The 26,289-nt window shown below is 39.2% G+C and carries 23 protein-coding genes; 11 read left to right on the forward strand and 12 right to left on the reverse strand.

The window, feature by feature from the left end; genetic code table 11:
* Positions 1–81: 81 nt before the first annotated feature.
* The 3 genes from DBR40_RS11705 to DBR40_RS11715 all read right to left on the reverse strand — a co-directional run bounded on the left by DBR40_RS11705 (position 82) and on the right by DBR40_RS11715 (position 2,796).
* The gene (locus DBR40_RS11705; protein WP_124559923.1) at positions 82–933 is read right to left on the reverse strand and encodes an SDR family oxidoreductase; all 852 of its coding nucleotides are present in this window, start codon (positions 931–933) and stop codon (positions 82–84) included.
* A 28-nt stretch (positions 934–961) separates the two neighbouring features.
* Positions 962–1,801 carry an SDR family NAD(P)-dependent oxidoreductase gene (locus tag DBR40_RS11710; protein ID WP_124559924.1) on the reverse strand — a complete coding sequence of 280 codons (840 nt, stop codon included), beginning with the start codon at positions 1,799–1,801 and terminating at the stop codon, positions 962–964.
* 83 nt (positions 1,802–1,884) lie between these two features.
* On the reverse strand, positions 1,885–2,796 hold the full coding sequence (locus DBR40_RS11715; protein ID WP_124559925.1) for a helix-turn-helix domain-containing protein: 912 nt from the start codon (positions 2,794–2,796) through the stop codon (positions 1,885–1,887).
* 248 nt (positions 2,797–3,044) lie between these two features.
* Between DBR40_RS11715 and DBR40_RS11720 the strand changes: the two genes are divergently transcribed.
* The 3 genes from DBR40_RS11720 (at position 3,045) to fabF (ending at position 5,720) form a co-directional block, all read left to right on the forward strand.
* Positions 3,045–3,530: a PaaI family thioesterase gene (locus DBR40_RS11720; RefSeq protein WP_124559926.1), complete on the forward strand. Its 486-nt coding sequence runs from the start codon at positions 3,045–3,047 to the stop codon at positions 3,528–3,530.
* Positions 3,531–3,542: 12 nt separating this feature from the next.
* On the forward strand, positions 3,543–4,307 hold the full coding sequence (locus DBR40_RS11725) for an SDR family oxidoreductase (protein ID WP_124559927.1): 765 nt from the start codon (positions 3,543–3,545) through the stop codon (positions 4,305–4,307).
* Positions 4,308–4,469: 162 nt separating this feature from the next.
* Positions 4,470–5,720, forward strand: a complete 1,251-nt coding sequence (gene fabF / locus DBR40_RS11730) for a beta-ketoacyl-ACP synthase II (protein ID WP_124559928.1) — start codon at positions 4,470–4,472, stop codon at positions 5,718–5,720.
* A gap of 246 nt (positions 5,721–5,966) precedes the next feature.
* On the opposite strand, the gene DBR40_RS11735 is transcribed toward fabF, so the two are convergent.
* Positions 5,967–6,620, reverse strand: a complete 654-nt coding sequence (locus tag DBR40_RS11735) for a YceH family protein (RefSeq protein WP_124559929.1) — start codon at positions 6,618–6,620, stop codon at positions 5,967–5,969.
* 195 nt (positions 6,621–6,815) lie between these two features.
* On the opposite strand from DBR40_RS11735, the gene DBR40_RS11740 reads away from it, so the two are divergent.
* On the forward strand, positions 6,816–7,862 hold the full coding sequence (locus DBR40_RS11740) for an NAD(P)-dependent alcohol dehydrogenase (protein ID WP_124559930.1): 1,047 nt from the start codon (positions 6,816–6,818) through the stop codon (positions 7,860–7,862).
* Between the two features lie 47 nt (positions 7,863–7,909).
* Here DBR40_RS11740 and DBR40_RS11745 read toward each other — a convergent pair whose 3' ends face one another.
* The 3 genes from DBR40_RS11745 to DBR40_RS11755 form a co-directional block, all read right to left on the reverse strand.
* Positions 7,910–9,523: a S8 family peptidase gene (locus tag DBR40_RS11745; protein ID WP_124559931.1), complete on the reverse strand. Its 1,614-nt coding sequence runs from the start codon at positions 9,521–9,523 to the stop codon at positions 7,910–7,912.
* Positions 9,524–9,669: 146 nt separating this feature from the next.
* The gene (locus DBR40_RS11750; protein WP_124559932.1) at positions 9,670–10,113 is read right to left on the reverse strand and encodes a GNAT family N-acetyltransferase; all 444 of its coding nucleotides are present in this window, start codon (positions 10,111–10,113) and stop codon (positions 9,670–9,672) included.
* A 136-nt stretch (positions 10,114–10,249) separates the two neighbouring features.
* On the reverse strand, positions 10,250–10,741 hold the full coding sequence (locus DBR40_RS11755; protein ID WP_124559933.1) for a YajQ family cyclic di-GMP-binding protein: 492 nt from the start codon (positions 10,739–10,741) through the stop codon (positions 10,250–10,252).
* Between the two features lie 76 nt (positions 10,742–10,817).
* Between DBR40_RS11755 and DBR40_RS11760 the strand changes: the two genes are divergently transcribed.
* From DBR40_RS11760 to DBR40_RS11770, 3 genes are all read left to right on the forward strand, one after another.
* Positions 10,818–11,417 (forward strand): hypothetical protein, encoded by a 600-nt coding sequence (locus DBR40_RS11760; RefSeq protein WP_124559934.1) that lies wholly within the window; start codon positions 10,818–10,820, stop codon positions 11,415–11,417.
* Between the two features lie 100 nt (positions 11,418–11,517).
* Positions 11,518–13,578: a polyphosphate kinase 1 gene (gene ppk1, locus DBR40_RS11765; protein ID WP_124559935.1), complete on the forward strand. Its 2,061-nt coding sequence runs from the start codon at positions 11,518–11,520 to the stop codon at positions 13,576–13,578.
* Complete coding sequence (locus DBR40_RS11770; protein WP_124559936.1) at positions 13,578–14,459, forward strand: exopolyphosphatase; 882 nt, start codon at positions 13,578–13,580, stop codon at positions 14,457–14,459. The genes ppk1 and DBR40_RS11770 overlap by 1 nt, the downstream gene beginning before the upstream one ends.
* Positions 14,460–14,504: 45 nt before the next feature.
* Here the strand turns inward: DBR40_RS11770 and DBR40_RS11775 are convergent, their stop codons facing one another.
* From DBR40_RS11775 to DBR40_RS11795, 5 genes are all read right to left on the reverse strand, one after another.
* Entirely contained in the window at positions 14,505–14,861 is a 357-nt protein-coding gene (locus DBR40_RS11775; protein WP_124559937.1) for a DUF5655 domain-containing protein, read from the reverse strand.
* Positions 14,862–14,867: 6 nt separating this feature from the next.
* Positions 14,868–15,593: a 6-phosphogluconolactonase gene (pgl, locus tag DBR40_RS11780; protein WP_124559938.1), complete on the reverse strand. Its 726-nt coding sequence runs from the start codon at positions 15,591–15,593 to the stop codon at positions 14,868–14,870.
* A 109-nt stretch (positions 15,594–15,702) separates the two neighbouring features.
* Entirely contained in the window at positions 15,703–17,217 is a 1,515-nt protein-coding gene (gene zwf, locus DBR40_RS11785; RefSeq protein ID WP_124559939.1) for a glucose-6-phosphate dehydrogenase, read from the reverse strand.
* A 30-nt stretch (positions 17,218–17,247) separates the two neighbouring features.
* Positions 17,248–18,663, reverse strand: a complete 1,416-nt coding sequence (gene gndA, locus DBR40_RS11790; protein ID WP_124559940.1) for an NADP-dependent phosphogluconate dehydrogenase — start codon at positions 18,661–18,663, stop codon at positions 17,248–17,250.
* 101 nt (positions 18,664–18,764) lie between these two features.
* A complete protein-coding gene (locus DBR40_RS11795; protein WP_124559941.1) occupies positions 18,765–19,523 on the reverse strand; it encodes an ROK family protein in 759 nt (252 codons plus the stop codon).
* A gap of 103 nt (positions 19,524–19,626) precedes the next feature.
* Here DBR40_RS11795 and DBR40_RS11800 point away from each other — a divergent pair, with 103 nt between their 5' ends.
* The 4 genes from DBR40_RS11800 (at position 19,627) to DBR40_RS11815 (ending at position 26,288) form a co-directional block, all read left to right on the forward strand.
* A complete protein-coding gene (locus DBR40_RS11800; RefSeq protein ID WP_233603870.1) occupies positions 19,627–20,916 on the forward strand; it encodes a sterol desaturase family protein in 1,290 nt (429 codons plus the stop codon).
* 63 nt (positions 20,917–20,979) lie between these two features.
* Positions 20,980–21,546, forward strand: coding sequence for an RNA polymerase sigma factor (locus tag DBR40_RS11805; RefSeq protein ID WP_124559942.1), 567 nt, complete (start codon positions 20,980–20,982; stop codon positions 21,544–21,546).
* Between the two features lie 123 nt (positions 21,547–21,669).
* Positions 21,670–22,674 (forward strand): FecR family protein, encoded by a 1,005-nt coding sequence (locus tag DBR40_RS11810; RefSeq protein WP_124559943.1) that lies wholly within the window; start codon positions 21,670–21,672, stop codon positions 22,672–22,674.
* A gap of 119 nt (positions 22,675–22,793) precedes the next feature.
* On the forward strand, positions 22,794–26,288 hold the full coding sequence (locus tag DBR40_RS11815; RefSeq protein ID WP_233603871.1) for a SusC/RagA family TonB-linked outer membrane protein: 3,495 nt from the start codon (positions 22,794–22,796) through the stop codon (positions 26,286–26,288).
* The last annotated feature ends 1 nt before the right edge of the window (position 26,289 follow it).

Consider the following 26,289-nt stretch of genomic DNA (forward strand, 5'->3'; position numbering starts at 1 on the left):
TAAATGTTTGTACACTATATTAATAGGATAAAAAGAATTATCACGAACCCGCTAATCTGCCAGTTCGTGATAAAATTCTAATTAAGCATTCGCCGCTTCAAAGTTCGTAGCTGTTGCCAGGTATTTCCAGTTAGCCATATCCCTTTGTACATCAGTTATTTTTGCTTCTGCAACCTGATAGGCATCGGGTCCCAGGAATAAATGCAATGGTGGATTTTCGCTTTTAGCAGCTTCAATCATTACTTCAGCAGCTTTGGCCGGGTCGCCGGGCTGTTGGTTGTTAATATCGTTCTGGTGCATAGCCTGCGAATCGCGCACTTCTTTGTAGGCATCGATAGGGTTCGCCGGAACAGCTAAAGAGCTTGCGTTCAGAAATTCTGTCCGGAAATAACCCGGTTCTACTACTGTTGCCTTAATACCTTGCGATTTTACTTCTGCCGCCAGCGATTCGGTAAAGCCTGCTACAGCAAATTTGGTAGCGCAATAGATGCCAAATCCAGGGAAATTTCCTGAGAAACCACCGATAGATGAAATATTGAAAATATGCCCTGATTGCTGTTTTCGCATTTGTGGCAATACCTTTCTAATTACATTCAGTGAACCGAAAACATTGATGTCGAAATTCTCACGTGATTCTTTGTCGCTCAACTCTTCAAGCGCACCCAACATGCCGTAGCCTGCATTGTTAACCACTACATCTACACGGCCAAATTTGCTGATGGTTTGGCTGATCGCCGCTTCTACACTGCCTTCGTTGATTAAATCTACAGCTAAGGGCAAAAAGTTTTCGTGTTCGCCAACTGCTTTGGATAAATCGCTTAAATTTCTCGAAGTTGCTGCAACATGATATCCATTGCCCAATAATTTTTTTACTAAGGTTAGTCCCAGGCCTTTTGAAGCGCCGGTTACAAACCATACTTTCTGGTTGTCCATAATCTTTTTCTTAAATTTTAAATAGGGTTTACTGGTCGAAATCTGTTGAGATAGAAATCGGTTTCCATGCATTAATTTCTTTACTTAATGCTTCAATTTTGGCTGTAGCGCGGTCAAATGCATCTCTACCTAATAATAAGTGCAATGGTGGGTTGGGCATGCTGGCAAGCGAAATCATGGCTGCAGCTGCTTTTTCCGGATCGCCTATTTGCTGGCCATCCATTTTTAGATACCGGGCGTGCGTTTCCCTTACTGCTTCATATTCGGCAATTGGATTAGCGGCCAGTGCCAAAGATTCGGCGGTTAAAAAACTGGTTCTGAATGCACCAGGTGCAACTACGGTAACTTTAATGCCAAAATCTTTAAGGTCTTCGGCCAATATTTCGGATAGGGAAATTACTGCCGATTTAGCAGCAGCGTATATAGCCCAGCCAGTTGCGCCTGTAATGCCGGCAATTGAAGAAATATTGATAATATGCCCTGAGCGTTGCGCCCTCAAATAAGGAGAAGCTTTTCTGATTACATTTAAGGTACCGAATACATTTACGTCGAAACTATTGCGTGTTTCTGCATCGCTAAGTTCTTCTATACTGCCGCCAATGCCATAACCAGCATTATTGATAATCACATCAATGCGTTCGAATTGGGTAACAGTTGCTTTAATGGCTTTTTCTACACTTTGTTCGTCTGAAAGATTAACCGAAAGCGGAAGGAATTTTTTCGAATCAGTAGCTACTGCTTGTTTCAGTTCGGCAATATTTCTCGAAGTGGCTGCAACATATTGGCCGGCTTTTAACAATTGATGAACCAAACTTAATCCTAAGCCTTTCGAAGCTCCGGTAATAAACCAAACTTTTTTCTTGTCCATAATTTTATCTTTTTTTGTTTAGACAAAATTACAAACAAGAGGCATGCTACCTATTACATGATTCAAACCGATGATTACGAAATTCAAACAATTCGGTAAGAGGTAGGGGTGTGGTTGGTTAATTTTTTGAAAAAGTTATTAAAATGGGTAGGTTCTTCAAAGCCCAGGCAGTAACCAATTTCCGATATATTCCAGTCGGTATGCTTTAATAAGGCTTTAGCTTCGCTTAGTAAGCGTTCGGTAATGTAATGGGTAGTGGTTTTACCTGTAGTTTCTTTAATGGCGCGGTTAAGGTGGTTAACATGTACCGAAAGTTGCGAGGCGTAATCTTTTGCCGAGCGCATGGTTAACCTCTGGGTAGTATTTTCGATTGGGAACTGGCGTTCCAGCAGCTCGGTAAATACCGATGTAATCCGGCTGTTTGCATCTACATGTTTAAATAAAGCTTCCGAAGGCTGTGTTTTTAAGGCAAAGTGCGTAATCTCGGTAATGTAGTTCCTTAAGAGGTCGTATTTATACACGTAATCGGTATTAATCTCTTCAAACATTTTCGAAAAGATGCTTTCTACATGTGCTTCCTGTGCTTCATTTAAAATGTAAGCTGGCTTGCCACCGGGTATAAACATGGGTAAGTCGCCAATGTTCCCGCGGATTTTTTCCTTAAAAAAGGATTCAGTAAAAATGCAAAAGAAACCGGTAACATTGCTTTTTTGCCCGCTCGCCAATTCCCAGGTGTAAGGAACAAGCGGGTTGAAAAATATCAATGCGGTGCCATTTATCTCTACACTTTTATCTGCGTAGTGATATACGTTGTGACCGCGAATCAGCGAAACTTTATAGTAATCACGGCGGTTATAGCTCATCGGTCTGGCGTCTTCTTTCAGGCAGTCTTCCAGCTTAAAAACATTAAAGTGACCTACGTCATTCTGTAGGTTTTCGGGTAGAAAACTGAATTTGTTTCTGTAAAAATCTTCTATGCTCTCTGGTTTGCTCATAAAATCAAAGTTACAAAATTCAAACGTTAAAACTAAAATCTGCTTTCCTGTTATACAAAGCAATTCAGCCAGTATTCTACTCCACTTGAAAAAAAGATTTTCTGGTGACAAATAAATATACCGATCGGTATATATTTGTCCTGTTATTATGAATTGATGTCTGGAAATCTTGTATTTCGAGATGAAGGAAAGAAGCAGAGCCTGAAAAATATTTTTTTTGCTATAAAATATACCGATCGGTATTTAATATGAAACGAACTAAAGAAATAACCTGGGAAGACCCAATGAAAGGCGCACAAGAAGCCATGAAAATGGATGGTATAGCTTATTTAGAGGCCATGCGTGACAATCAGTTTCCCTTGCCACCACTTTTATACACTTTGGATTTTAGCGTAACCGAAATAGAAAAAGGGAATGTAGTTTTCGAATTTACCCCACAGGAATTCCATTATAATCCTATCGGAACAGTGCATGGTGGCGTAATTACGGCTATTTTAGATTCGGCTATGGGCTGTTCGGTGCATTCGCTTTTGCCCGCCGGAACGGGCTACACCACCTTAGAACTTAAAGTAAATTTCCTGAAAGCGGTTACCATCAAAACCGGAAAATTAAAAACACAGGCTAAAGTGATTAATCTGGGTGGTCGCACTGCTTTGCTTGAAGCTCAATTACTTGATGAAAATAATACCACTTATGCTCACGCGGTGAGCACTTGTTTAATCTTAAAATTTTAAAAAAAATATAAAATGAAAACTTCACAAAATACTGTTTTATTAATCGGCGGTACTGCCGGTATCGGTTTAGAAATTGCTAAACAATTAACTGCTTTAAACAACCATGTAATTGTTACCGGAAGGAACCAGGAGCGTTTAGACGCTGTTGCGGCATCGTTAAGTAATGTTACAACCATCCTGTCGGATGTAAGCAAGGCCGAAGATGTAGAGGCTTTGGTAGCACGTATTAAAGCCGATTATCCGCAGTTAAACATCGTGATTAATAATGCTGGGAGAGCCATTCTGTATAACCTGGCAGATCATAATGAGGATGCTTATGCCAATGCAGCAGACGAAATGCTGACCAATTATTTATCCATCATTAGGGTTAATCAGAAATTACTGCCTGTACTAACTCAGCAAGAATCAGCAGCTATTGTAAATGTTTCTTCAATTGTGGCTTATGTACCAGGCGTTACCTTGCCAACCTATGCGGCCAGTAAAGCAGCTTTACATTCTTATTCTACTTCGTTAAGGTTGAGTTTGGAAGGATCGCCTGTTAAGGTTTTCGAATTGATGCCGCCATTGGTTGATACCGAATTCTCTAAAGAAATTGGTGGGCATAACGGTATAAAACCAAGTATGGTAGCTGATGAACTGATTGCTGCTTTGGCAAACGATGATTTTGAAATCAGGGTTGGTGATACGGCAAAAATATACGAATTATACAGACAATCGCCTGCAGATGCCTTAAATGTCATGAATGCAAACCGAAAAGCCTGGATTGAATCTGTTTAACAAGCAGGGGATAAGCAGGAACAAAAAGGATTCAGGCTTTACATTTATCATATCAATTTTAGCTACAGGAATAGTACTTTTGCCGCGATAAGTGTAAATCCCGGATTTGCGCTTGCCTTTAATTACAAGCTGATTTAAAGGCATTGACTAAAAATAATTAACATGAAAAGAGTAGTAGTAACAGGTTTGGGCGCAATAACCCCACTTGGAAATACCGTTGAAAGCTTTTGGCAACAGATACTGGCTGGCAAAAGTGGTGTTGGTCCGATTACAAAATTTGATGCTTCAAAGTTTAAAACCCAGTTTGCAAGCGAGGTAAAAGACTTTAATGCCGAGACCTTTCTGGATAAAAAGGAAATAAAAAAATACGACGTTTTTACGCAGTATGCAATCGCTTCAAGCGATCAGGCGATAACCGATTCGGGCCTCGATTTTAGTACAATGATCGATGATGAACTGGCCGAAGTAGGGGTAATCTGGGCAACCGGAAATGGTGGTATCGGTACGTTTGAAGCGCAGCTTGAAGAATTCCATGCTGGTGATGGTACGCCGAGGTTTAGCCCGTTTTTTATCCCTAAAATGATTGTGGATATCGCAGCAGGTGTAATTTCGATCAGACACCGTTTACGCGGTCCAAATTATTGTACCGTTTCCGCTTGTGCTTCTTCTAACACGGCTATTATTAATGCTTTTGATACCATTCGTTTGGGTAAAGCAGCCATTATGATTGCCGGAGGTTCGGAAGCTGCCATTACCAAATCATCAGTAGGTGGATTTAATGCAGCCCAGGCTTTATCGAAAAGAAATGATGATCCACAGGGTGCGTCACGACCTTTTGATACAGATCGCGACGGATTTGTGATGGGTGAAGGAGCAGGAGCCTTGATTTTAGAGGAACTGGAGCATGCTGTTAGCCGTGGTGCACATATTTATGCCGAAATTGTTGGTGGCGGTATGGCCGGAGATGCTTATCACTTAACCGGAACGCCTCCTGATGGGGTTGGTGCCGGATTGGGTATGACCAGCGCTTTAAAAGATGCAGGAATTACTGCTGATCAGATTGATTACATTAATGCACATGCTACTTCAACCGGTTTGGGCGATTTGAGTGAGCTACAGGCTATCAATCGCGTCTTTAATAGCTTGCCTGTGGTAATTGGTGCAACTAAATCTATGACGGGTCACTTGTTAGGTGCGGCTGGTGCGATTGAAAGTGTGATCAGCATTTTAGCCATCAGAGATGGTATTATTCCGCCAACAATTAATACGAAAAACCTGGATGAAAATATTCCTAAAGGTTTAAATATTGTTCTGGGCGAGCCAATTAAAAAAGAAATTAATTATGTATTAAACAACACTTTTGGTTTCGGAGGGCATACCGCCAGTACGATATTTAAAAAGTACACGGCTTAATTTATTTTTTTATTATAAAGTGATTGCCTGGTTCATAGCCGGGCATTTTTTTTTCCTTGAGTTTTTTGCCACGGAGGCACGGAAAAACACGGAGAAATTATTGGGTAATGATCGAGAGACTAAATAGATTTCTCCGCTACGGTCGAAATGACGGTTTGGCTATGAAGATTTAGCTCCGCTCGAAATGACGTTTGGGCTATGGGTAGAAATAATGAACTATTGACCAATAAACCATTGACGACCAAACTATTTATCCATCAACAAATTAACCAGTTCTTTCAGCTCTTCTACTTCCTTTTCCAGTTTTTCGATACGGTTTTCCAATTCGGTTGAATCAAAAGCGGAGACCACCGGGGAGCTTTCTGTTTCGGGTTCTGTAGTGGTTTCTGCCTGTTCGCCTAATAAATGTGCAAAACGTGCTTCTTTTTGTCCGGTTCTTTTGGGCAGCTGTTTTACAAAACCGGGTTCATCTTCTGATAGTTTTTCCAGCTGTGTTAAAACTTCTTCAATGTTTTCAAACTCATATAACCTGCCCGAATTACTATTTATTTCGCCCGGGGTTAATGGACCACGTAATAATAAAAGACAAATAATGGCCAACTCAGAAGGTAACAGTAGGTAAACGATTGCCAGGTTGTGTTTATATTTAGTTGCACGACTGGAACCACCTGTAGCTGTTGAGATTAACCCTTTAATTTTAAGCTGGTTTAAGGTTAAGGTAATTGTTTCTTCATCGTAATTTACTACCGGGTTTCTCGAGCTTTTTTGGTTGCATGCAGCGGTTAAGCTATTCAGCGTCATTGGGTAATAATCGGGTGTGGTTCGGCTTTTTTCTATTAATGCGCCTAAAACACGTTGTTCTTCTGCAGATAAATCGGGTAGTGGTTTTACGTTGTCCATTTTATAAAAATATAAATTGAATGAATATTTTGAAAATTATTTTGCTATAGCTTAATTTATAAGGGATTAGTGTAAAATAGCTCGTTTTTTTAGTCGCTGAAAATAGAAATGCAACAATATGGCATATCCCGAAATGAAGCAGGCATGACGAATGCTAAAGCTTAATCTTCTAGCTTTGAATAAAACTTAAAATATATGATAGCTGCAAAAGGATACGCTGTTCACAGCCAAACCGATAAACTGGCTCCATGGAATTTCGAAAGAAGAAACGTTGGACCAAAAGATGTATTGATCGAAATTTTATTCAGCGGAATTTGTCATTCCGATATTCACCAGGTGCGTAGCGAGTGGGGGCCTGCGAGGTACCCAATGGTTCCGGGCCACGAAATTGTGGGCCGTATTACCGAAGTAGGTTCGGCGGTATCTAAATTTAAAGTAGGCGATTTAGCTGGTATTGGCTGTATGGTTGATAGTTGTAAGGAATGCCCAACCTGTAAAGGCGGTCAGCAGCAGTTTTGCGAAAAAGGCGAAACCGTTTGGACTTACAACAGCGTAGAGCGCGATAAAACTACGCCAACTTACGGTGGCTACTCGAACAAAATTGTGTGTACCGAAGAATTTGTGGTTCATGTATCAGATAAACTTCCGCTGGCTGGGGTAGCACCTTTGCTTTGTGCCGGAATTACAACCTATTCGCCCATTAAAAGATGGGGCATTACCAAAGGACATAAAGTTGCCATTTTAGGTCTTGGTGGTTTAGGTCATATGGCGGTTAAATTTGCCGTTGCATTTGGTGCCGATGTTACGGTTTTAAGTACTTCGCCTTCAAAAGAAGCTGATGCCAGAAAATTAGGTGCCCATAATTTTGTAGTAACAAAAGATGCTGAACAACTGGCTCAATATACCAAGCATTTCGATTTTATTATCGATTCGGTTTCAGCACCACATAACTACGAAATGTACTTTAAGCTTTTAAAGGTTAATGGTGTACACATTTGCGTAGGTTTACCGGCAGAGCCAATTAAATTCCCGGGTTCGGCTTTAATGCATGGCAACAGGGCTTTAACAGCTTCGAGTATTGGTGGTATTGAAGAAACACAGGAGATGCTCGATTTTTGTGCAGCGCACGATATCGTTTCGGAGGTGGAAGTAATTAACATCAATTACGTAAACGAAGCCTACGAGCGGGTATTAAACAGCGATGTAAAGTATCGCTTTGTAATTGATATGGATACATTGTAATTCGATAAAGAAGTCAAGTTTTTAAAACTTGACTTCTTTAAAAATATTTATTTAGCAGTAGTTTTACCTGAATAGGTAGCTGCTAATTTCAACGCATTGTAAGCATTAACGATACCTCCACTGATACAAAGATCAGAAAAAGGAACTGATACTTTCTCAGCACCTGGCTCTTCGCCTTTAGCATAAGAAACATTGTGGTTTACTTTTGTGACCGATTTAACAATGATTTCTTTAACCTGAGCAGCCGTTAATTTCGGATAGTAAGAACGGATTAAACCCGCTAAACCTGCAACAACAGGAGAGGCCATACTGGTACCATCTAAGTTTTTGTATTTAGAACCCGGTACAGTAGAGTAAATGTGTACACCTGGCGCAAAAACATCAACCTGTGTTTTACCAAAATTAGAGAAACTGGCTTTTAATGTCTCATCGTCAGTTGGGCCAGAAGCGCCAACTGTAATCCACGATGCGATGGTTTTTTCATCCAGGTCTTTATGGTTAGGGTAATTGGTTTCTACATCGATATCTTTGTTTTCGTTGCCGGCAGCTTGTACAATCAATACGTCTTTAGAAGCAGCATATTTCATGGCATCATTAACAATAGCTTTATTCCAGCTATAGGCTTTACCAAAGCTCATATTAATTACCTTAGCGCCATTATCAACCGCATAACGGATTCCGTTTGCTACGTCTTTGTCGCGCTCATCGCCGTTTGGTGTACAACGTACGCCCATAATGGCAACATTATCGGCAACGCCCCAGATTCCAATTTTATTGGTTCTATCTGCCGCAATAATACCGGCAACGTGCGAACCGTGCATGGCATCCGGACCAGCAACATCATTGTTTCCGTAAAATTTCTCGTTAACATCATCCGGATTATCGCCAACAATATCGCGTGGGTTATAATCAAGGTTTAGGTTATATTCTGCCTGACGGGTGTAATAATCGAAACCTTCCTTAATCTGATCTTCGTAAAAATCTTTAAAACTACCTTCTTCAAGCTGTTTTGCCAATACACTTTGTATACGGCCTTCAATTGGTGTGCTAGGTTTAAAGTTTTTAAAGTCTTCGGCAGTAGGATTTTCTTTACCGATTTTTTTTACCACAGCATCAAGTGCATTTTTAAATCCGCTAATACCGGCTAAGTTTGCTTTGGCTTCTCCCAGTTGTTTTTCGAGGTCAGCTCTTTCTGCCTTAAAAGTTTCCCAGTCTTTTTTGTCTTTTTCTGCAACGTTTGCATCAGTTGTATTGGCAAAACGGGCCATATCGCGGCGTACCAAACGGGTTAACTCTAAGGTTTCAAAGTTTACCGATCCCTTTGGGCCACCAATAAAGTTCCAGCCGTTAATATCATCGGCATAACCGTTTTTATCATCGTCTTTACCATTGCCGGCAATTTCTTTTTTGTTTACCCACATGATGCGTTTTAAGTCTTCATGTGTAGCTTCCACACCACCATCGTTAACGGCAACAATTACCTTAACCGATTTTTTGCCTTTTAAAAGCTCTTTATATGCTTTTTCGGTACTGATACCGAATGTACTATCACTTTTAAGATCAAGATTTTGCCAGTTTGCTTTTTGTGCCTGCACCAAAGCTGGTACCGCACTTACGAGCGCTGCACTTAAAAGCGCGCTGAAAATTCTACTTTTATTCATTCTATATTTTTGAATTAAACGCCGAAAGTTAATTTTAATTTTTCTATTAGACGAAAATGTATTAAAAATGATGTTTTCGGCACATTCCAAATAAAAAAATCCAGAAGGTTTTTCATCTGGATTGTATGTTTTTAAAATAAGTTAATTTATTTAGGCTCGCTGTAAATATTGGGGATTACAATACCCATTTGCCTTTCGGGGTTTTCGATTGCTGCAAAGCCAAACTGTTCGTACAAGCCATGTGCATCTAAAGTAGCCAGCTGGTAGCGGCGCAGCCCCTGCAAATCGGAGTGGAAGATCATAAACGACATCAGTTTTTTAGATAAACCTTGTCCACGGTAATTTTCCGCTACGTAAACATCACAAAGCCAGGCAAATGTTGCCTTATCAGTTACCCAACGGGCAAAACCCACCTGTTCCTGGTTTTTATAGATACCAAAACAAAGTGAATTTGCAATTGAGCGTTTTACCGTTTCTAACGGGATATTTTTTGCCCAGTACGATTCTACACTTAAATAATGGTGTATGGCTTCGATATTTAAAAGCTCCTTTTTATCAGAGAATATGAATCCGTTTTCGCTGATTTCCATTTTTTTAGGTTAATCGGTTAAGCGTATCTAATGGTTAATCGGTTAATTGTATAAATTGGTTAACTGATGGAATCCACCAAAACAGTTAACCGATTAACCAGTTTAAACAGTTAACCATCTAAGACAGTTAACCCTATTAGTTACGCATATTAATATACTGCAATGGTTGTCCGAAATCTTCGCCCCGGCATAAACTGATCACCGCCTGTAAATCATCGATTTTTTTAGCGGTAACCCTTACCTGATCATCCATGATAGAGGGTTGTACTTTTAAGCCGCTGGCTTTGATCTTCGCAACCACTTTTTTGGCGGCTTCTTTGTCTAATCCTTCTTTAATGCTGATTTCTTTGCGGATCATATTGCCCGAAGAGTGTTGTTCGTCGCCAAAATCTAAACTTTTTGGATCAAGGTTCTGTTTCATCATCCTTGAAATGATCGAATCTTCAATGGCTTTTAAACGCATATCATCTTCGGTAACAATGGTGATTACGTTTGCTTTTTTATCCAGATCGATGGTGCTTTTCGAACCGTTAAAGTCGTATCTGTTAAGGATTTCTTTTTTTGCATTGTTAACGGCATTGTCGAGCGTTTGCGCATCAACTTTACTTACTATATCAAAAGAAGGCATGGTTTTAGCTTTAAAGTAAAAAAATAAGTAGATTTAGTAGAAATTATTCTGTCCTCACAAAAAAACGAAAAATAATATGAAAACCACTAAACCGAAGTCTCAAAAAAAGATAACGAAAAAGGAAGTTAAGAAACAATTGGAGCAATCTATCACCGACAAATTTCTGGAAGTAATCAAAAGTTTAGGTCATGATGTATCGGAAATCAGTGTGGAAGTAGGGAAAGCCAGTAAGCGCGTTGCAAAAAAACTGACCAAGAAATTTACCATTGTAAAAGCCGAGGTTGGACAAAAAATAGATGATCTGGTACATTCATCAAAAGAGAAAGCTAAAGAAGTTAAAAAAACGGCGGCAAAGCCATTAAGTAAATCGGAAAAAACTGCCGAAAAAACGGTTAAAAAAGCAGTTGCTAAAGCTAAACCCGTGGTACAGAGTGTGAAAGTTGCCGCAATTGCCACCGAAGAAAAAGTCGAAAAAGTACTGGCCAAACCAGCTGCAGCAGTTAAAGAGGTTGTGACGAAAGTAGCCCCAGCCGTTAAAAAAGCTGTGCCCGCAAGTAAGGTACCTGCAAAAACGGTAACTGCTCCGAAAACCGAAAAGGCTGCTCCAGTTAAGAAAACAACAACAAAAGCCGCCACACCAGTTAAGAAAACAGCTAAAACACCAGCCAAAAAATAAATTTGTTAACGTTAATGCGTCAATTAATTAACATCGATTTAACAAATTAATATGCAGTTTTGAACATCCCTGTTTTGGCAGGGATTTTTTATTTTTTTAAATGAGTAAGAAGAAGATACCGTTTTTTAACCGCGAAATTAGCTGGCTTTATTTTAATGAGCGTGTGCTGCAGGAAGCAGCCGATGAAACTGTGCCGCTAATTGAACGCATTAAGTTTCTTTCTATCTTTTCGTCAAATTTAGAAGAGTTTTACCGCGTTCGTGTAGCTACCATGACCCGGTTGACTAATCTGAACGATAAAGCCAAAGCACTCTTAGGATTTAACCCTAAAAAAATCCTGAATGAGATTAAAAACATAGTCGTAAAACAGGAACGCAAATTTGATCAGCTTTTTCAGGCAACCCTAATTAATGAGCTGGCTCAGAACCGGATTTTTATTTTAAACGATACTCAGCTCAATGTGAGTCGGGGCGAGTTTGTTAAAAACCATTTCAGAGATAAAATCTTATCGAATCTGGTACCCATTATGCTGGATATGGATAAACCTTTTCCCGAATTAAAGGATAGGTTTTTGTATTTCTTCGTTAAATTATCGAAAAAGGATACCAAGTTAAGGGAAAAATATGCCCTGATCGAAATTCCGCCCAGTTTACCGCGCTTTCTCGTTCTCCCCGAAACAAACGATTTAAAATTTATCATCATGGCCGAAGATATTATCCGCTATTGCCTGGACGATATCTTCTATATTTTTACTTACGATAATTTAGAAGCTTACTCTATTCAGTTAACCCGAGATGCGGAGCTGGATATTGATAACAATGTGAGTGATAAGTTTATCGAAGACCTTAAAAACAGCCTTGAAAAGCGTAAAAAAGGTAAACCGATGCGTTTGTTATACGATTCGGCCATGCCTTTAAATATGCTTACTGTTTTGGTTAACAAACTAAAATTGGAGGCCGAGAGTTTAATTCCGGGTAACCGCTACCACAAATTTGGAGATTTTATTGCTTTCCCAAATGTGGGTAAAAAGGAATTGGAGTATACGCCTAATGTTCCGCTAAAAGTGCGCGATTTGCATCGTACGCAAAGTGTTTTTGCCAAGGTTGCACAAAGGGATTATCTGGTTAACCTGCCATACCAATCGTACGATTATATCATTTTGTTTCTTCGCGAAGCGGCTATCGATCCTAAAGTAACCGAAATACAGATTACACTTTATCGTTTGGCCGAAAATTCGAAAGTAATCAATGCTTTAATCAACGCTGCTAAAAACGGTAAAACTGTTTCGGTTGTACTAGAACTTAAAGCCCGTTTTGATGAGCAGGCCAACATTTTCTGGACAACCCGTTTAATGGAAGAAGGCGTAAAGGTAAATTATGGCCTTACCGATTATAAAGTGCACTCAAAAATCTGTCTGATTAAACGGATAGAGAAAGATAAGCCAGTATATTACGCCAATCTGGCTACCGGTAACTTTAACGAGAAAACAGCAGGTTTATATTGCGACCATAGTATTTTTACGGCCAGAAAGGAAATTACCAACGATTTGGTGAAACTTTTCGATGCCCTGAACAAAAGAACGGTTACTGGTGGCTTTAAGCATTTAATTGTTTCGCCATTAGAAAGCCGGTCGAAATTGGTTAATTTCATTAACCGCGAAATTAGAAATGCCAAAGCCGGCAAAATTGCTTATATCTTGCTTAAAGTGAATAGTTTGGCTGATGAAGGTATTATAGCTAAGCTTTACGATGCCAGCAATGCAGGTGTTAAAATTCAACTGATTGTGCGTGGTATTTGTTGCTTAATTCCGGGTGTTAAGGGCTTTAGCGAAAATATTACGGCCATCAGCATTATCGATAAGTTTTTAGAGCATGCACGTGTTTACATTTTCGGTAATAACGGCAAAAACGATATGTATTTATCATCAGCCGATTTGATGAGCCGGAATTTTGAACACCGCGTAGAGGTAGGTTTTCCGGTACTGGACCAGGATGTTAAACAGGAGATACAGGATATTATTGATCTGCAATTGCAGGATAATACCAAATCGAGGCAAATTAATGCCCTAAACAACAATAAATACCATAAAAACAGATTAAGTAAAAAAATAAGAGCGCAGGTAGACATCTACAACTATTTAAAAACCAAGCATCAATCATAATGTTAAGATACGCAGCTATAGATATCGGTTCGAACGCCGTGAGGTTACTCATTGCCGATATCAGCAAACAGGACGGAAAATACAAATACAAGAAAAATACACTCATCCGTGTGCCATTAAGGCTTGGCGATGATGCTTTTTTGGATCAGCATATTTCTGAGAAAAAATCGGCAGATCTGGTAAAAACCATGACGGCTTTTAAAAACCTGATGGATGTTTATCACGTTTCCGAATACCTGGCCTGTGCAACTTCAGCTATGCGTGAAGCCAACAACGGACAGGATATTGTAAAGCTGATTAAGCAACAAACCGATGTGACGCTGGAAATTATCGAAGGACAACGTGAAGCCAATATTATTTACGCCAACCATATTGAAGAGGAACTGGATGAGAATAAAACCTACCTGTACATTGATGTAGGTGGTGGTAGTACCGAATTATCTGTCTTTGTAAAGGGGGTGCCCGAGGCTTCGAGATCGTTCAATATCGGTACCATCAGGATGCTTGATAATCAGGATAAGGAAGAAACCTGGGATGAAATGAAAGACTGGGTAAAAGAGCATACCAAAGCTTACAAACATTTGGCTGGTATTGGAACGGGTGGAAACATTAACAAGCTTTTCCGCATGTCGGACGAGAAGGAAAACGCGCCTTTGTCACTGCAAAAGCTCAATGCGATGTACAATAAGTTAACCAGTTACTCCTTAAAGGAACGGATCAACACTTTGGGCTTAAATCCTGATCGTGCCGATGTAATTATTCCAGCCTGCGAGATTTACCTGACCTTAATGAAATGGACGGGCATTAAGCAAATTTATGTGCCGAAGGTAGGATTAGCTGATGGTATCATTAAGCTGTTGATAGAAGAAAAACTGGATTAAGTTGGTTGCTAGTTCTTGGTTCGTGTCTGCACGAGCCAAGGCCAGCTAGTCGTTTTCCATAGCCATTTTCAGAAATCCTTTCACTTCATCATTTACATCTTCTTCAAAAAAGATCCTTAAATGATGGTTAAACTGATTGGTTCCAGGTACCTGTACAATTTTGGTAAAGCAAAGGTTGTCTTCATAAGCTTTATCGAAAGGAATAACGACATGGATGAAATTTTTACCCAGTTGGGTAATGTAGGCAAAGCTTTTTTTGCCTTCAATGGCAACCATCGATTTAGTAGGACGTAAGTTAACTGTGCCCAACCCGGTAAGTTGTGCAATAAAAAAACGGAATAACCCTAAGGTATATTCCGTTTTTCCGTTTAAAAAGTCTGATAATTGTTGCTCGTCAGACATGGTATTTTAATCTTCTAATAATTTTGTAGCTGCCTCGTCGGTAAACCAGGTTAATTTTCCGTCAATTGGATTGATCAGTTGAGAAGGGTAGGTATTTACATCTTTCTGCTCATCGCCAATCACGTGCTTTAAAGCCTCAGCCTTATTCTCGCCGAAAACTAAAAAGGCCACATTATCTGCCTTGTTAATTAATGGTGCAGTAAAGCTGATGCGATAGGTATCTAATTTCTCAACAAATACCGAAGCTACGTTTACCTCCTCATCTTTAACCAAAGTAGTATGTGGGAAGATAGATGCCGTGTGTGCATCATCGCCCATACCTAAAAGAATAAGATCGAACGCAATATCTTCGCCATTAAAATGCTTATCAATTGCTTTTTTATATTCTATAGCCGCTTTTTCAGGTGCTAAAGTGGTATCTACATAAAAAATATGATCTTCTTTAATGCCCAATGGATCTAAAATTGCTTTTTTAGCCATTAATCCATTGTAGTTATCATCGTTGGCGGGTACATTACGCTCATCGCCGAAAAAGAAATAAACTTTTTCCCAGTCAATTCTGTGTTGGCACTCTGTAGCCAAAAGGTGATATAAGGCTTTTGGAGAACTTCCTCCGGTTAAAACAAAATTGAAGCGATCGTTTTCTTCAATCGACATTTCAGCGATTTTGATTACGTAGTCAGCTAAATCCTGGTTTAACTCTTCGAGGGTTTTGTATATAAGTAGATTCATTTTTATAAGTTAATCGTCATTGCGAGGTACGAAGCAATCTTAAAGCGTCTGGTTTTGAACAACAAACGTAGTAGGATTGCTTCGTACCTCGCAATGACGGGTTTTTTGTTTAATCCTTATTCTTCAGTGGCAGGTTAAACCAATGGAAACCATCTCTTGCAATCAGTGCTTCAGCTTCTTCAGGTCCCCAGCTATCGGCAGGGTAGTTAGGGAAATTGATTGATTTTTTGCTTTCCCAGGTGTTTAAGATCGGCATCACCAATTCCCAAGCTGCTTCTACTTGATCGCCGCGCATAAACAGGGTTTGATCGCCCATCATTGCATCCAGTAACAAAGTTTCGTAAGCTTCGGGGGTATCACCTTCGTAAGTTCCTTTGTAATCGAAAACCATATCAACCGGGTTTAATACCATATCTAATCCAGGACGTTTAGCCTGTACTTGCATACGGATACTCATTTCTGGCTGAATACTGATTACCAAACGGTTTTGTTGCCAGTTTTCAGTTACACCTGAAGAGAAAATCTGGTGTGGTACATCTCTGAACTGGATAGTAATTAACGATGAAGTTTGGTTTAAGCGTTTTCCTGTTCTTAAGTAGAACGGAATGCCCTGCCATCTCCAGTTATCGATATGGAACTTAACCGCCGCAAATGTTTCTGTATTTGAATGATCATCAACACCTTTCTCCTGACGGTAACCCGGAACCTCCTTGCCTTCAACCCAGCCTTTGCTGTATTGACCACGAACGGTATGGAAACGGATATCTTCGGCAGAGAATGGACGCATGGCTTTTAAAACTTCTACCTTACGGTTTCTGATCTCATCGGCGTCAAAATTAATCGGGGCTTCCATTCCAATCAGGCAGAGTAGCTGTAACAAGTGATTCTGGATCATGTCTCTTAAAGCACCCGAACCTTCATAGTAACCACCACGATCTCCAACACCCAACTGTTCGGTTACTGAAATCTGTACGTGGTCGATATAAGATCTGTTCCAAAGTGGTTCGAATAACGCATTAGCGAAACGGAAAGCCATCATGTTCTGAACAGTTTCCTTACCTAAATAATGATCGATACGGTAGATCTGTTTTTCGGTAAAAATGGTGCTCAATAAAGTATTCAGCTCTTTTGCAGATTCTAAATCATGACCGAAAGGTTTTTCGATTACGATTCTGCTGTTATCTTCATCTTGCGTAAGTTTATATTTCTGTAAACACTCGGCAATAATAGGGAAGAAGTTAGGTGCAACGGCAAGGTAGAAAATTACCTGTGTGCCAACACCATATTCTTTCTGGTATTTTTCTACTGCTGCTTTAAGGTTTTCGAATGTTTTAGGCTGCGCAAAATCAGTTGGGCAATAGTGAATGGTGTTTCCAAAATCATCCCATCTGTCTTTTTTAACTTTTCCGCTACGCGAAAATTGGTTAACAGCATCTTCCAGGGCAGCTTTGTAGCTATCATCAGTAAATTCGGTTCTACCGGTACCAATAATGGCAAACTTATTTGGCATGTAACCCTCCATAAATAAATTGTATAGGGCAGGCGCTAATTTTCTTTTGTTTAAATCACCTGTTCCGCCAAATATTACGAATATGGTCGGGTTTAATGCGGTTTTAGTTTTCATTTTATTTTTTCTCCGTGAGTCTAGTATAGTTTATGATAATTTATTCCAATCGGCATGGAAAACACCATCTTTATCAATACGTTCAAAAGTGTGTGCCCCAAAGAAATCTCTTTGAGCTTGTATTAAATTAGAAGGCATACGGCCAGTGGTAATGGTATCGAAATAGGTTAGCGTAGAAGCAAATGCAGGGATGCCTAAGCCAGAGTTAATACAGGCAGCTATTGTTTTGCGTGTTCCCGCTAAAGTACCTTTAATGATCTGCTGGATTCCGGCATCACCAAAAAGGTGTTCTAAAGCATTGTTGTTATCGTAAGCTTTATAGATATCGGCTAAGAAAGTAGCTCTGATGATACAGCCACCACGCCAGATTTTTGCTATTTCCTGCAATTGTAAATCGTACTGGTATTCTTTTGATGCCTGCACCAATAAGTGCATACCTTGTGCATAAGCGCTGATCATAGAGAAATAGAAAGCATCTTCTAATTCTTCAACGGTAACATCGATTTTAGTGTCTTTTTTACCAAATGCTTCTTCAAGCGATACCCTTAATTTTTTAAACTTAGATAAATCTCGGTTAGAAACAGCTTCGTTAATGGTTGGTACAGGTAACTGAAGTTCCATAGAAACTTCTGAAGTCCATTTTCCGGTTCCCTTTGAACGAGCCTCGTCTTTAATCTGATCTAAAAGATCGTTTTGGGTTTCAGTATCTTTAACCAAGAAAATTTCCGCAGTAATTTCTAGCAAGAAGGACTGCAATTTACCTTCATTCCATTTTTTGAATACCTTATAAATCTCCTCGTTCGAATAACCCAGGCCATTTTTAAGAATACCATATACTTCGGCAATCAGTTCCATAATGGCATACTCGATACCATTGTGTACCATTTTTACAAAGTGACCAGAAGCACCCGGGCCAATGTAAGTTACGCAAGGATCGGTACCAACTTTAGCTGCTACGGCATCAAAAACATCTTTTACTACGTTGTAGGCCTGTTTATCACCGCCTGGCATCATACTCGGACCGAAACGCGCACCTTCTTCACCACCAGAAATACCCATACCAAAGAAATGTAAACCATCTTTTTCAAGTTCATCTACACGGCGGTTAGTATCGGTAAAATGTGAGTTTCCGCTATCGATAATAATATCGCCTTTACTTAAAAGTGGTTTCAATTCGGCAATAACGCTATCTACAATCGGGCCTGCAGGTACCAATAAAATCAGGGTACGCGGTGTTTGTAAGCTCGAAATAAAGCTTTCAATGTTGTTAAATCCTTCCAGCTGATGTGCTTTGCCTTCTTCTTCAAGCTTAGCAATCATTTTGGTGTCTTTATCATAACCGGTTACCGAGAAACCTTTATCAGCCATGTTTAACAAAAGGTTACGGCCCATAGTGCCTAAACCAATCATTCCCAATTTATATTTTTTCGAATCGTTATTTGCCATTTTTTATTTTTTTGAATGCACCCAAAAATAGGGTTTACAAATTAATATTGCAGATTTTGTTGTTAAAAGATTGTAATAAACAGTGAATTTATAAAGTAGTGCTATTTTTTTGGAGATACCGTGAAAATATTGTACTTATCGGCCAGTTTCCAGAGTTTTGCACCACCTTTAATGCCATCGCGGTTGGTTACAATCTTAATATTACTTTCGAGTTTAAAATCAATCTGCTTCGAATTACCACCACCTATGTAGAGCGTATCGTAATTAAATACTGTTTTATAGGTTTCGATTACCTTTTTTAGCCTTTTGTTCCAGCGCTCAGCACCAATTTTTTCAAAGGCTTTATTGCCAATATAATCGTCGTAATCTTCTTCTTTACTAATGGGAAAGTGGGCCAGTTCTAAGTGAGGCAACAGTTCGCCATCAAATAATAAAGCTGTACCAAAGCCTGTACCTACGGTAAAAACAATTTCAAAGCCTTTGCCAGCTACCACGCCCAAACCTTGCTGGTCGGCATCGTTAACCAAACGCACGGGGTGCCCCAATACATTGGCTACGCGCTGTGCCAGATCTATATCTTCCCACTTGTTTTTAGCCAGGTTAGGGGCCGTTTTAACCACGCCATTTTTAACATAACCTGGAAAACCAATCGAAATCCGGTTGTAGGTTTGAGGGAAAGGTTTTACCAGTTCTGCTATTCCGCTAACAATATCCTTAGGTGTAGCCTCTGGCGGTGTTTTACTTTTTACATATTCGTTAAGCATGTTGCCGCTTTCATCCAACAGCACCGATTTAATACTTGTGCCGCCAATATCGATAGATAATATATTGTTATTGTCAACTTTTTTCTGTGTAGCCATAGTATGTATTTATGGGATCGAAGTTCTGCAAATATTTTAAAACGGCAAACTATAAATAGATATAGTAGTAATCAATATGTAATAAAATAAATCTATAAAATCTATGTATTTAGTAGAATATATTTATGTTTGCAGCGTTAAACTTAAAAATATTAAAACTGTTATGACGGTAAACTACCTTGCATTTGCTATTCCTGCGTTTTTTATTTTCGTTTTTATTGAATTTAAAATAGCTCAGCACCAAAAGAGGGCTAAGGTTTTTAAATACGAAAGTACAGTGGCAAATTTTAGTGTAGGTATTGCCGAGCGTTTATTGAATTTGTTTATAGCAGCCAGTTTTTATCAGGTATACCAATGGGTATATGCAAATTATGCCTTGTTTAATATTTCTACAGCCTGGTACGTGTGGATTTTATTACTGCTATCAACCGATTTGGTTTGGTACTGGTACCACAGGTTAGGGCACGAAATTAACTTTTTATGGGCGGCACATATAGTACACCACCAAAGCGAAGAATTTAATCTTTCTGCAGCCGCACGGATTACGACTATTCAGGCCGTTTTTCGCAATGTTTTTTGGTGTATACTGCCGTTAATCGGTTTTCATCCCAATATGATTATTGCCATATTATTGGCACATGGGGCTTATTCTTTTTTTACGCATACACAACTAATTGGCAAAATTGGCTGGCTGGAAAACGTACTGATTACGCCTTCATTGCATGGCGTGCATCATGCATCGGATGAAAAATACCTGGATAAAAATTATGGCGATGTTTTTGTTTTTTGGGATAAGCTTTTCGGGACTTTCCAAGCTGAAGAGGAAGCTCCTAAGTATGGGTTAACGCATCCCATTAAAAGTTATAGCTTTTTGTGGCAACATTTTCATTATTACCTCGAGATAGGAGAGGCTTACAGGCGAGCAAGTGGTTTTAAGGCCAAGTGGAATGCTGTTTTTGGAAGCCCGGCCTTAATGGATCAGAATATCAGGCCGGTTTTGGAAAAGCGTTATTTCCAGGATAAGATAGCACCTGCCAGTAAACCTACATTCAAAATCTATTTAAATTTACAGCTTTTGCTGGTGGTAGGTTTGTTAACCTTTGCCACCATGTATTACCAATTTCTAACTGGGGTTAATAAAGCGGCTATTTTAAGTTTTATCCTCATTACTCTCGTTAACATCGGCGCATTGTTAGAACAGCGCAGGTGGATTTATTACCTGGAATGTTTTAGGCTGATTGTGCTTTTTGCTTTCTTTTTTTACCAGTTTAATATTCTGGAGTTACTCATATTTCCAGTTGTGGGATTAATTATTTTGGAACGTGTTTTTTCGTTGAACAAGCTGTATAAGAAATATGTTTTTAAATATGAATCCAACCAAATTAATACATAGGTAACCTAAACGCAAAGTCTTCTTAATAATTCCCTAACGTTAGCAGTCTAATTTTGCTACCAGATGAAGGATATGTATTTTGGCAAAAGTGACGAAGATTTAGTGTCTTTGTTAATCAATGAGGATAGTCTTGCTCTTGAAACCCTATTCAACAGGTATTACCCCGCCTTATGTAAGTTTACATCTATTTACATCAGGGATTATAACAAAGCTGAAGAACTTATAGCAGATTTGTTTATGAAACTGTGGGACAAACGGAATGAGCTACAGATCAAATCGATCAGGAAATATCTTTTTGCTTCGGCCAAGAATCTTTCATTTAACGAAATACAACGGGTGAAATTAAATACCCTCAGTTTAAACGATCATGAAGATAGCTTAAATTATCCCGATACTTACTTAAATCCACACGATCTGCTTGCTAGTCGCGAATCATATTCTGAGATTATAAATTTAATTAATTTATTGCCTGGGCGCCAGCGCGAGGTACTTTTAATGAGCCGGATAGACTTGCTCGAAAAAAATATGATTTCGGAAATATTGGGAATATCTGTAAGAACCGTAGAAACACTATTGTATCAGGCTGTAAAAAGCTTCAGGCATCTCGCGGCTGACAGATCGGCCATTTAATCCGTTATTTTAATTCGATGTTACCTTTTTAATGGTGTTAACATTTTATTAATCTAAACTTAACTTTTTTAACTACGTATTCTTTCCGTTTCTGCTGTCTTACCCATAGAACAGCATAATTAAATGGACGAACATTATTATAAATTAATTGAAGATTACAGCAAGAAAACTATCCGAAGCGAAGATCTTACCGATTTATTGATCTGGGTTGACAGCAATCAGCAAAACCAACAACTTTTTAGGGAAACCCTTCAGGCTTTCGAAACAGCAGATCAATTTTTGAACAAGCCGGCAAATCAACATAAAAGCTGGGCAGCCATTCAGCAGCACACGGCAAAAAATACGTCTGTTCAGGCCGCAGTGATTAGCAAGCTAAACTACCGCAGGTACATCAGCATTGCCGCTGCAATTGTTATTTTAATGTTGCCAGTCATCTATTTTAATGTAAACCGTTCAAAACCTGTTGTTAGTATTGCCTACCATCAAATTTATAATCCAAAAGGCCAGAAAAGACTAGTAACCATGCCCGATGGATCGAATATTTACCTGAATGGGGATAGTAAAATCCGTTATGCCCAAAACTTTAATACAGGTAAAAGAATAGTTTACCTGGAAGGTGAAGCTTTTTTTGATGTGCAGCATCGGGATAAACAGCCATTTGTGGTTTATACCGGAAAGGTTAGTACGACCGTTTTAGGTACCTCATTTAACATTAACGCCTATACATCTGCCAAAACCATCAGCATTACTGTACAAACCGGTAAGGTAGGCGTAATTGTTAAAAATAAAGGCAAAGCAGATCCTGTTAAATTTCTTTTACCTAACGAACAGCTAAACATTATAAAAGAAAGTGGGGTGGCCACAAGAGAGGTGGTAAATGCAGTTGATTTTGACAGCTGGCGGGAGTATAAGCTGTTTTTTTATGATAAACCGCTTAGCGAGATTGCCGATGTCATAGCGCGCGAGTATGATGTGGAAGTGGAAATTAAAAGCAAAAGCTTAAAAGCAATGAAACTTACCGCAAAATTTAACAAGAGTGCCGTAAACCAGGTTATGGAAGTTATTGCCAAACTATCTGGTTCAAAATATAAAATCTATGAAAACAAGGTAATTATTTATGAACAATAAATTATGAAAGTAGATATGATATAAAGGTTACAAAAATGAAAATGGTCCGAAATGCTGGACACATTCCGGACCCGGAAAACTGTTTAAACTCATTTGAAAAAGTAAAACTTAGTAAAGATATGAAAATTAATACCGGGTGGATGAAAAACATCCATCAGTATCACTCAAAACTGATCATAATGATGGTATTCATTGCCGTTAGTATGTTCTCGATTATGAATAATGCATATGCTCAATCGGATAAGAAAATTTTATTCGAAGCAGATGGAATTACACTGAAAAAAGCTTTTGAAAGTGTAGAGAAGCTTAGCGGAAATACTATTGCTTACAACAATACCCAGTTAAACGATCAGAAAAAGGTTTATGTTTCGCGCGGGCAGCGTTCGGTAGGCGAAGTGATGGACCTGCTTTTAAAGGGATTGCCTTTTAGCTATAAAATAAGCGGTAATAATATTGTAATTACGGCAAAGAACATGAGCACAGGCAAGCTTGCTGGGATTGTTGTAGACGAAGCCAATGTGGCTATACCCGCAGTAACCATAAGGGTTGTAGAGCTAAATTTGTCGGTGCAAACCAATAATAATGGCGAGTTTAACCTCAATGTAACGCCAGGAATTTATACTGTTGAAGCCCGGTTTATTTCGTATGAAATTGCGCGGAAACAATTGATAAAAGTAAGCAATGGATTAACTACAAAAATAAATTTTACGCTTAAATCGGCAGATAATTCGCTTAATGAGGTTGTGGTTACTGCTTTAGGGATTAAACGTGAAGAAAGAGCATTGGGGTACGCCAATACAACCGTTAAAGGCGAAGCGTTAACGAATGCCATTTCGGGTAACTGGTTGGATGCCCTCTCGGGAAAAGTAGCCGGTCTAAATTTAATACGCTCAAATGGAGGTCCTACAGGATCAATTAAGGTAGTTTTACGTGGCGAGAGCGATTTAAGTGGAAGTAGTGAAGCGTTAATCGTAGTTGATGGAGTTGCAATTAGCGGTGGTAGTGGTCGTTCTACGGCAATTGCTGGCGAATCTGTGTACGGAACAAGCAGCGATAATATGCCTGCCGATTACGGTAGTGGTTTAAATGATATTAATCCGGAGGATATAGAATCGGTTTCAATTTTAAAAGGGCCGGGTGCAGCTGCACTTTATGGCGAACGTGGTAGAAATGGTGCTATTTTGATTACCACAAAATCTGGTAATCCAAAACGTAAAGGATTGGGAATTACTGTTAATTCGAATGCTTCTTTCGAGAGCATGAACCGCTCTCCAGATTTACAATATGAATACGGACAGGGTTTAGCGGGTGCCGATTATTATTCGTATGGTGCTGGTGCAGACGGAGCAAGTACGAGTGGTACGAGTTCGGCATATGGACCAAGGTTTAATGGTCAAATGTTTTACCAATACGATCCGGCTACCCAAAAAGTGGGTACCGAAAGAACTCCATGGGTTCCGTATGTAAACGGAGTAAACGATTTTTTTAAAACCGGCCAAACATATACCAATTCGATAAGTGTGGATGGTGGTACCGATAAAACTACGGCCCGTTTCTCATTTACCAATGTAGATAATAAATGGATTACACCAAATACAGGTTACGGACGTAATTCGGTAGCTTTATCGGTTAATTCGAAAGTAAACGATAAGTTAACTATTTCATCTAAAATTAACTATACCAACAAGTTTAGCGATAACTTACCCGGTGCAGGTTATGGCAACCAATCGTTAATGTACTGGTACATTTTCTGGCAACCAAATGCTGATCCAAATGGATTAAGAGATTATTGGAAAACTGGTCAGGAAGGTAGAGCAATTCAATATCCATTTAGTTCATTTCCTGAAAACCCATATGCTATTTCGTACGAATTTATAAATAAATCGATACGAAACGGAATGACTGGAAATGTGCAGGCTGCCTATAGTTTTACTAAGGAATTAAGCTTACAAGTGAGAACATCGCTCGATTTTAGTTACGAGCAACGTGAACAAGATCGTCCGTATGATGCAGGTACTAAATTACCAAAAGGATCATACCGTACGCAAAATATTTATTCGCAGGAAGCCAGTACCGATTTCTTATTAAGATATAACAAAAAAGTAACAAAGGATTTCGAATTAACCGCGACAGCAGGTGGTAGCATGCTTAAGAATAAATACATTAGAGATGAAATCAGAGCCGATTCGTTAATCTATCCAGGCTTGTATTCTTTTTCGAATGCAGCAGGCCCATTGGTAACCTTACCGCTTCGGAATAAATATGCTACCAATAGTTTTTATGGTTTGCTTTCATTAACCTATAAAAATTACCTGTATTTAGATTTAACGGGTAGAAAGGATTGGTCTAGTATTTTGGCAACACCTTCAAGAACAGACAATGTTGGATTCTTTTATCCATCAGCAAGTTTAAGTTTTATTTTATCTGAAGTAGTTAAGTTACCCAAAGTTATTAATTATGCCAAGCTAAGGGCTTCGTATTCGCAAGTAGGTGGTACCACAAATACACCTTACATCACTTCTTATACTTATCCGTCAGCTGCTGGTGGTTTGTATACGGGTGGTGCATTGCAAAACCCAACCATATTACCTAATCCGGATTTGTTACCATTAACCACCAGTACTTACGAGGTGGGTGCCGATATACGTTTGTTTAAGAATCGATTGAATTTTGATTTTGCTATGTATGCTGGTAATTCAAAAAATCAAATTTTATACCGTATTCTGGATCGTTCAACAGGTTATAATCAAATGGTTATCAATGCGGGTCGTGTAGATAACAGAGGTATTGAGCTTGCGGTTAACGGAACGATAATAAAAGGAAAAGATTTTAGCTGGAACGCGAATTTTACCTATGCTGCCAATAGAAATAAGATTGTCGATATAAATGGCGATAGCTCAGTAGTATTAAGAACCGGACCTGTTGCCGGTGGACAGGTTGTAGCGAAGGTTGGCGGTAGCATGGGCGATTTATATGGTCGTGGATTTGTACGTTCTCCTGATGGACAAATTGTGTACGATGCAACTACCGGAACTGCAAAAATTACCGACGATGTTGTTTATTTAGGAAATACATCACCAAAATTTAAAACAAGTTTTGGATCAGAGTTTAGGTACAAACAATTTCGCTTAAACGTATTGTTCGATGCACAGGTTGGTGCAGTAGCACACTCTTTAACCAACTACAAATTAGTGGAGCAAGGAAAAACAACCAATACACTTCCGGGAAGATACAATGGTATAATTGGTACTGGTGTTGTTCAAAATACTAACGGAACATATCGCCCGAATGATGTAGTTGCCTATGATGTTGATGCCTATTACAGGGCGCAAATGGGAGCAGATAACGCTGAAGGAAGTACGTTTAGTACCGATTTCTTAAAATTCAGAGAGGCCCGTTTAGATTATACTTTAACACCTAAATTAACCAGAAAATTAGGTTTACAAAGAGCTTCAGTTGGTGTATACGGTCGTGATTTATTTATCTGGTCGCCATGGCCAATTTTCGATCCGGAGTTTGGTACGCTTTCAGGAACTGATATTGTACAAGGTTTTGAAACAGCACAATTTCCATCAACCAGAACATTTGGGGTAACATTAACGGTTGGTTTTTAAT

It is taken from the genome of Pedobacter sp. KBW01, assembly GCF_003852395.1.
In the GTDB taxonomy this organism is placed as follows: domain Bacteria; phylum Bacteroidota; class Bacteroidia; order Sphingobacteriales; family Sphingobacteriaceae; genus Pedobacter.

What these genes read in the sequence shown, in the direction of transcription:
- DBR40_RS11760 (WP_124559934.1), top strand. Translation starts at nt 10,818, where the DNA reads ATGAAAACCACTAAACCGAAGTCTCAAAAAAAGATAACGAAAAAGGAA.
- fabF (WP_124559928.1), top strand. Translation starts at nt 4,470, where the DNA reads ATGAAAAGAGTAGTAGTAACAGGTTTGGGCGCAATAACCCCACTTGGA.
- DBR40_RS11710 (WP_124559924.1), bottom strand. Translation starts at nt 1,801, where the DNA reads ATGGACAAGAAAAAAGTTTGGTTTATTACCGGAGCTTCGAAAGGCTTA.
- DBR40_RS11715 (WP_124559925.1), bottom strand. Translation starts at nt 2,796, where the DNA reads ATGAGCAAACCAGAGAGCATAGAAGATTTTTACAGAAACAAATTCAGT.
- DBR40_RS11720 (WP_124559926.1), top strand. Translation starts at nt 3,045, where the DNA reads ATGAAACGAACTAAAGAAATAACCTGGGAAGACCCAATGAAAGGCGCA.
- DBR40_RS11800 (WP_233603870.1), top strand. Translation starts at nt 19,627, where the DNA reads ATGTATTTAGTAGAATATATTTATGTTTGCAGCGTTAAACTTAAAAAT.
- DBR40_RS11815 (WP_233603871.1), top strand. Translation starts at nt 22,794, where the DNA reads ATGAAAATTAATACCGGGTGGATGAAAAACATCCATCAGTATCACTCA.
- pgl (WP_124559938.1), bottom strand. Translation starts at nt 15,593, where the DNA reads ATGAATCTACTTATATACAAAACCCTCGAAGAGTTAAACCAGGATTTA.
- zwf (WP_124559939.1), bottom strand. Translation starts at nt 17,217, where the DNA reads ATGAAAACTAAAACCGCATTAAACCCGACCATATTCGTAATATTTGGC.
- DBR40_RS11805 (WP_124559942.1), top strand. Translation starts at nt 20,980, where the DNA reads ATGAAGGATATGTATTTTGGCAAAAGTGACGAAGATTTAGTGTCTTTG.
- DBR40_RS11750 (WP_124559932.1), bottom strand. Translation starts at nt 10,113, where the DNA reads ATGGAAATCAGCGAAAACGGATTCATATTCTCTGATAAAAAGGAGCTT.
- DBR40_RS11770 (WP_124559936.1), top strand. Translation starts at nt 13,578, where the DNA reads ATGTTAAGATACGCAGCTATAGATATCGGTTCGAACGCCGTGAGGTTA.
- gndA (WP_124559940.1), bottom strand. Translation starts at nt 18,663, where the DNA reads ATGGCAAATAACGATTCGAAAAAATATAAATTGGGAATGATTGGTTTA.
- DBR40_RS11725 (WP_124559927.1), top strand. Translation starts at nt 3,543, where the DNA reads ATGAAAACTTCACAAAATACTGTTTTATTAATCGGCGGTACTGCCGGT.
- DBR40_RS11740 (WP_124559930.1), top strand. Translation starts at nt 6,816, where the DNA reads ATGATAGCTGCAAAAGGATACGCTGTTCACAGCCAAACCGATAAACTG.
- DBR40_RS11795 (WP_124559941.1), bottom strand. Translation starts at nt 19,523, where the DNA reads ATGGCTACACAGAAAAAAGTTGACAATAACAATATATTATCTATCGAT.
- DBR40_RS11755 (WP_124559933.1), bottom strand. Translation starts at nt 10,741, where the DNA reads ATGCCTTCTTTTGATATAGTAAGTAAAGTTGATGCGCAAACGCTCGAC.
- DBR40_RS11775 (WP_124559937.1), bottom strand. Translation starts at nt 14,861, where the DNA reads ATGTCTGACGAGCAACAATTATCAGACTTTTTAAACGGAAAAACGGAA.
- DBR40_RS11810 (WP_124559943.1), top strand. Translation starts at nt 21,670, where the DNA reads ATGGACGAACATTATTATAAATTAATTGAAGATTACAGCAAGAAAACT.
- ppk1 (WP_124559935.1), top strand. Translation starts at nt 11,518, where the DNA reads ATGAGTAAGAAGAAGATACCGTTTTTTAACCGCGAAATTAGCTGGCTT.
- DBR40_RS11735 (WP_124559929.1), bottom strand. Translation starts at nt 6,620, where the DNA reads ATGGACAACGTAAAACCACTACCCGATTTATCTGCAGAAGAACAACGT.
- DBR40_RS11705 (WP_124559923.1), bottom strand. Translation starts at nt 933, where the DNA reads ATGGACAACCAGAAAGTATGGTTTGTAACCGGCGCTTCAAAAGGCCTG.
- DBR40_RS11745 (WP_124559931.1), bottom strand. Translation starts at nt 9,523, where the DNA reads ATGAATAAAAGTAGAATTTTCAGCGCGCTTTTAAGTGCAGCGCTCGTA.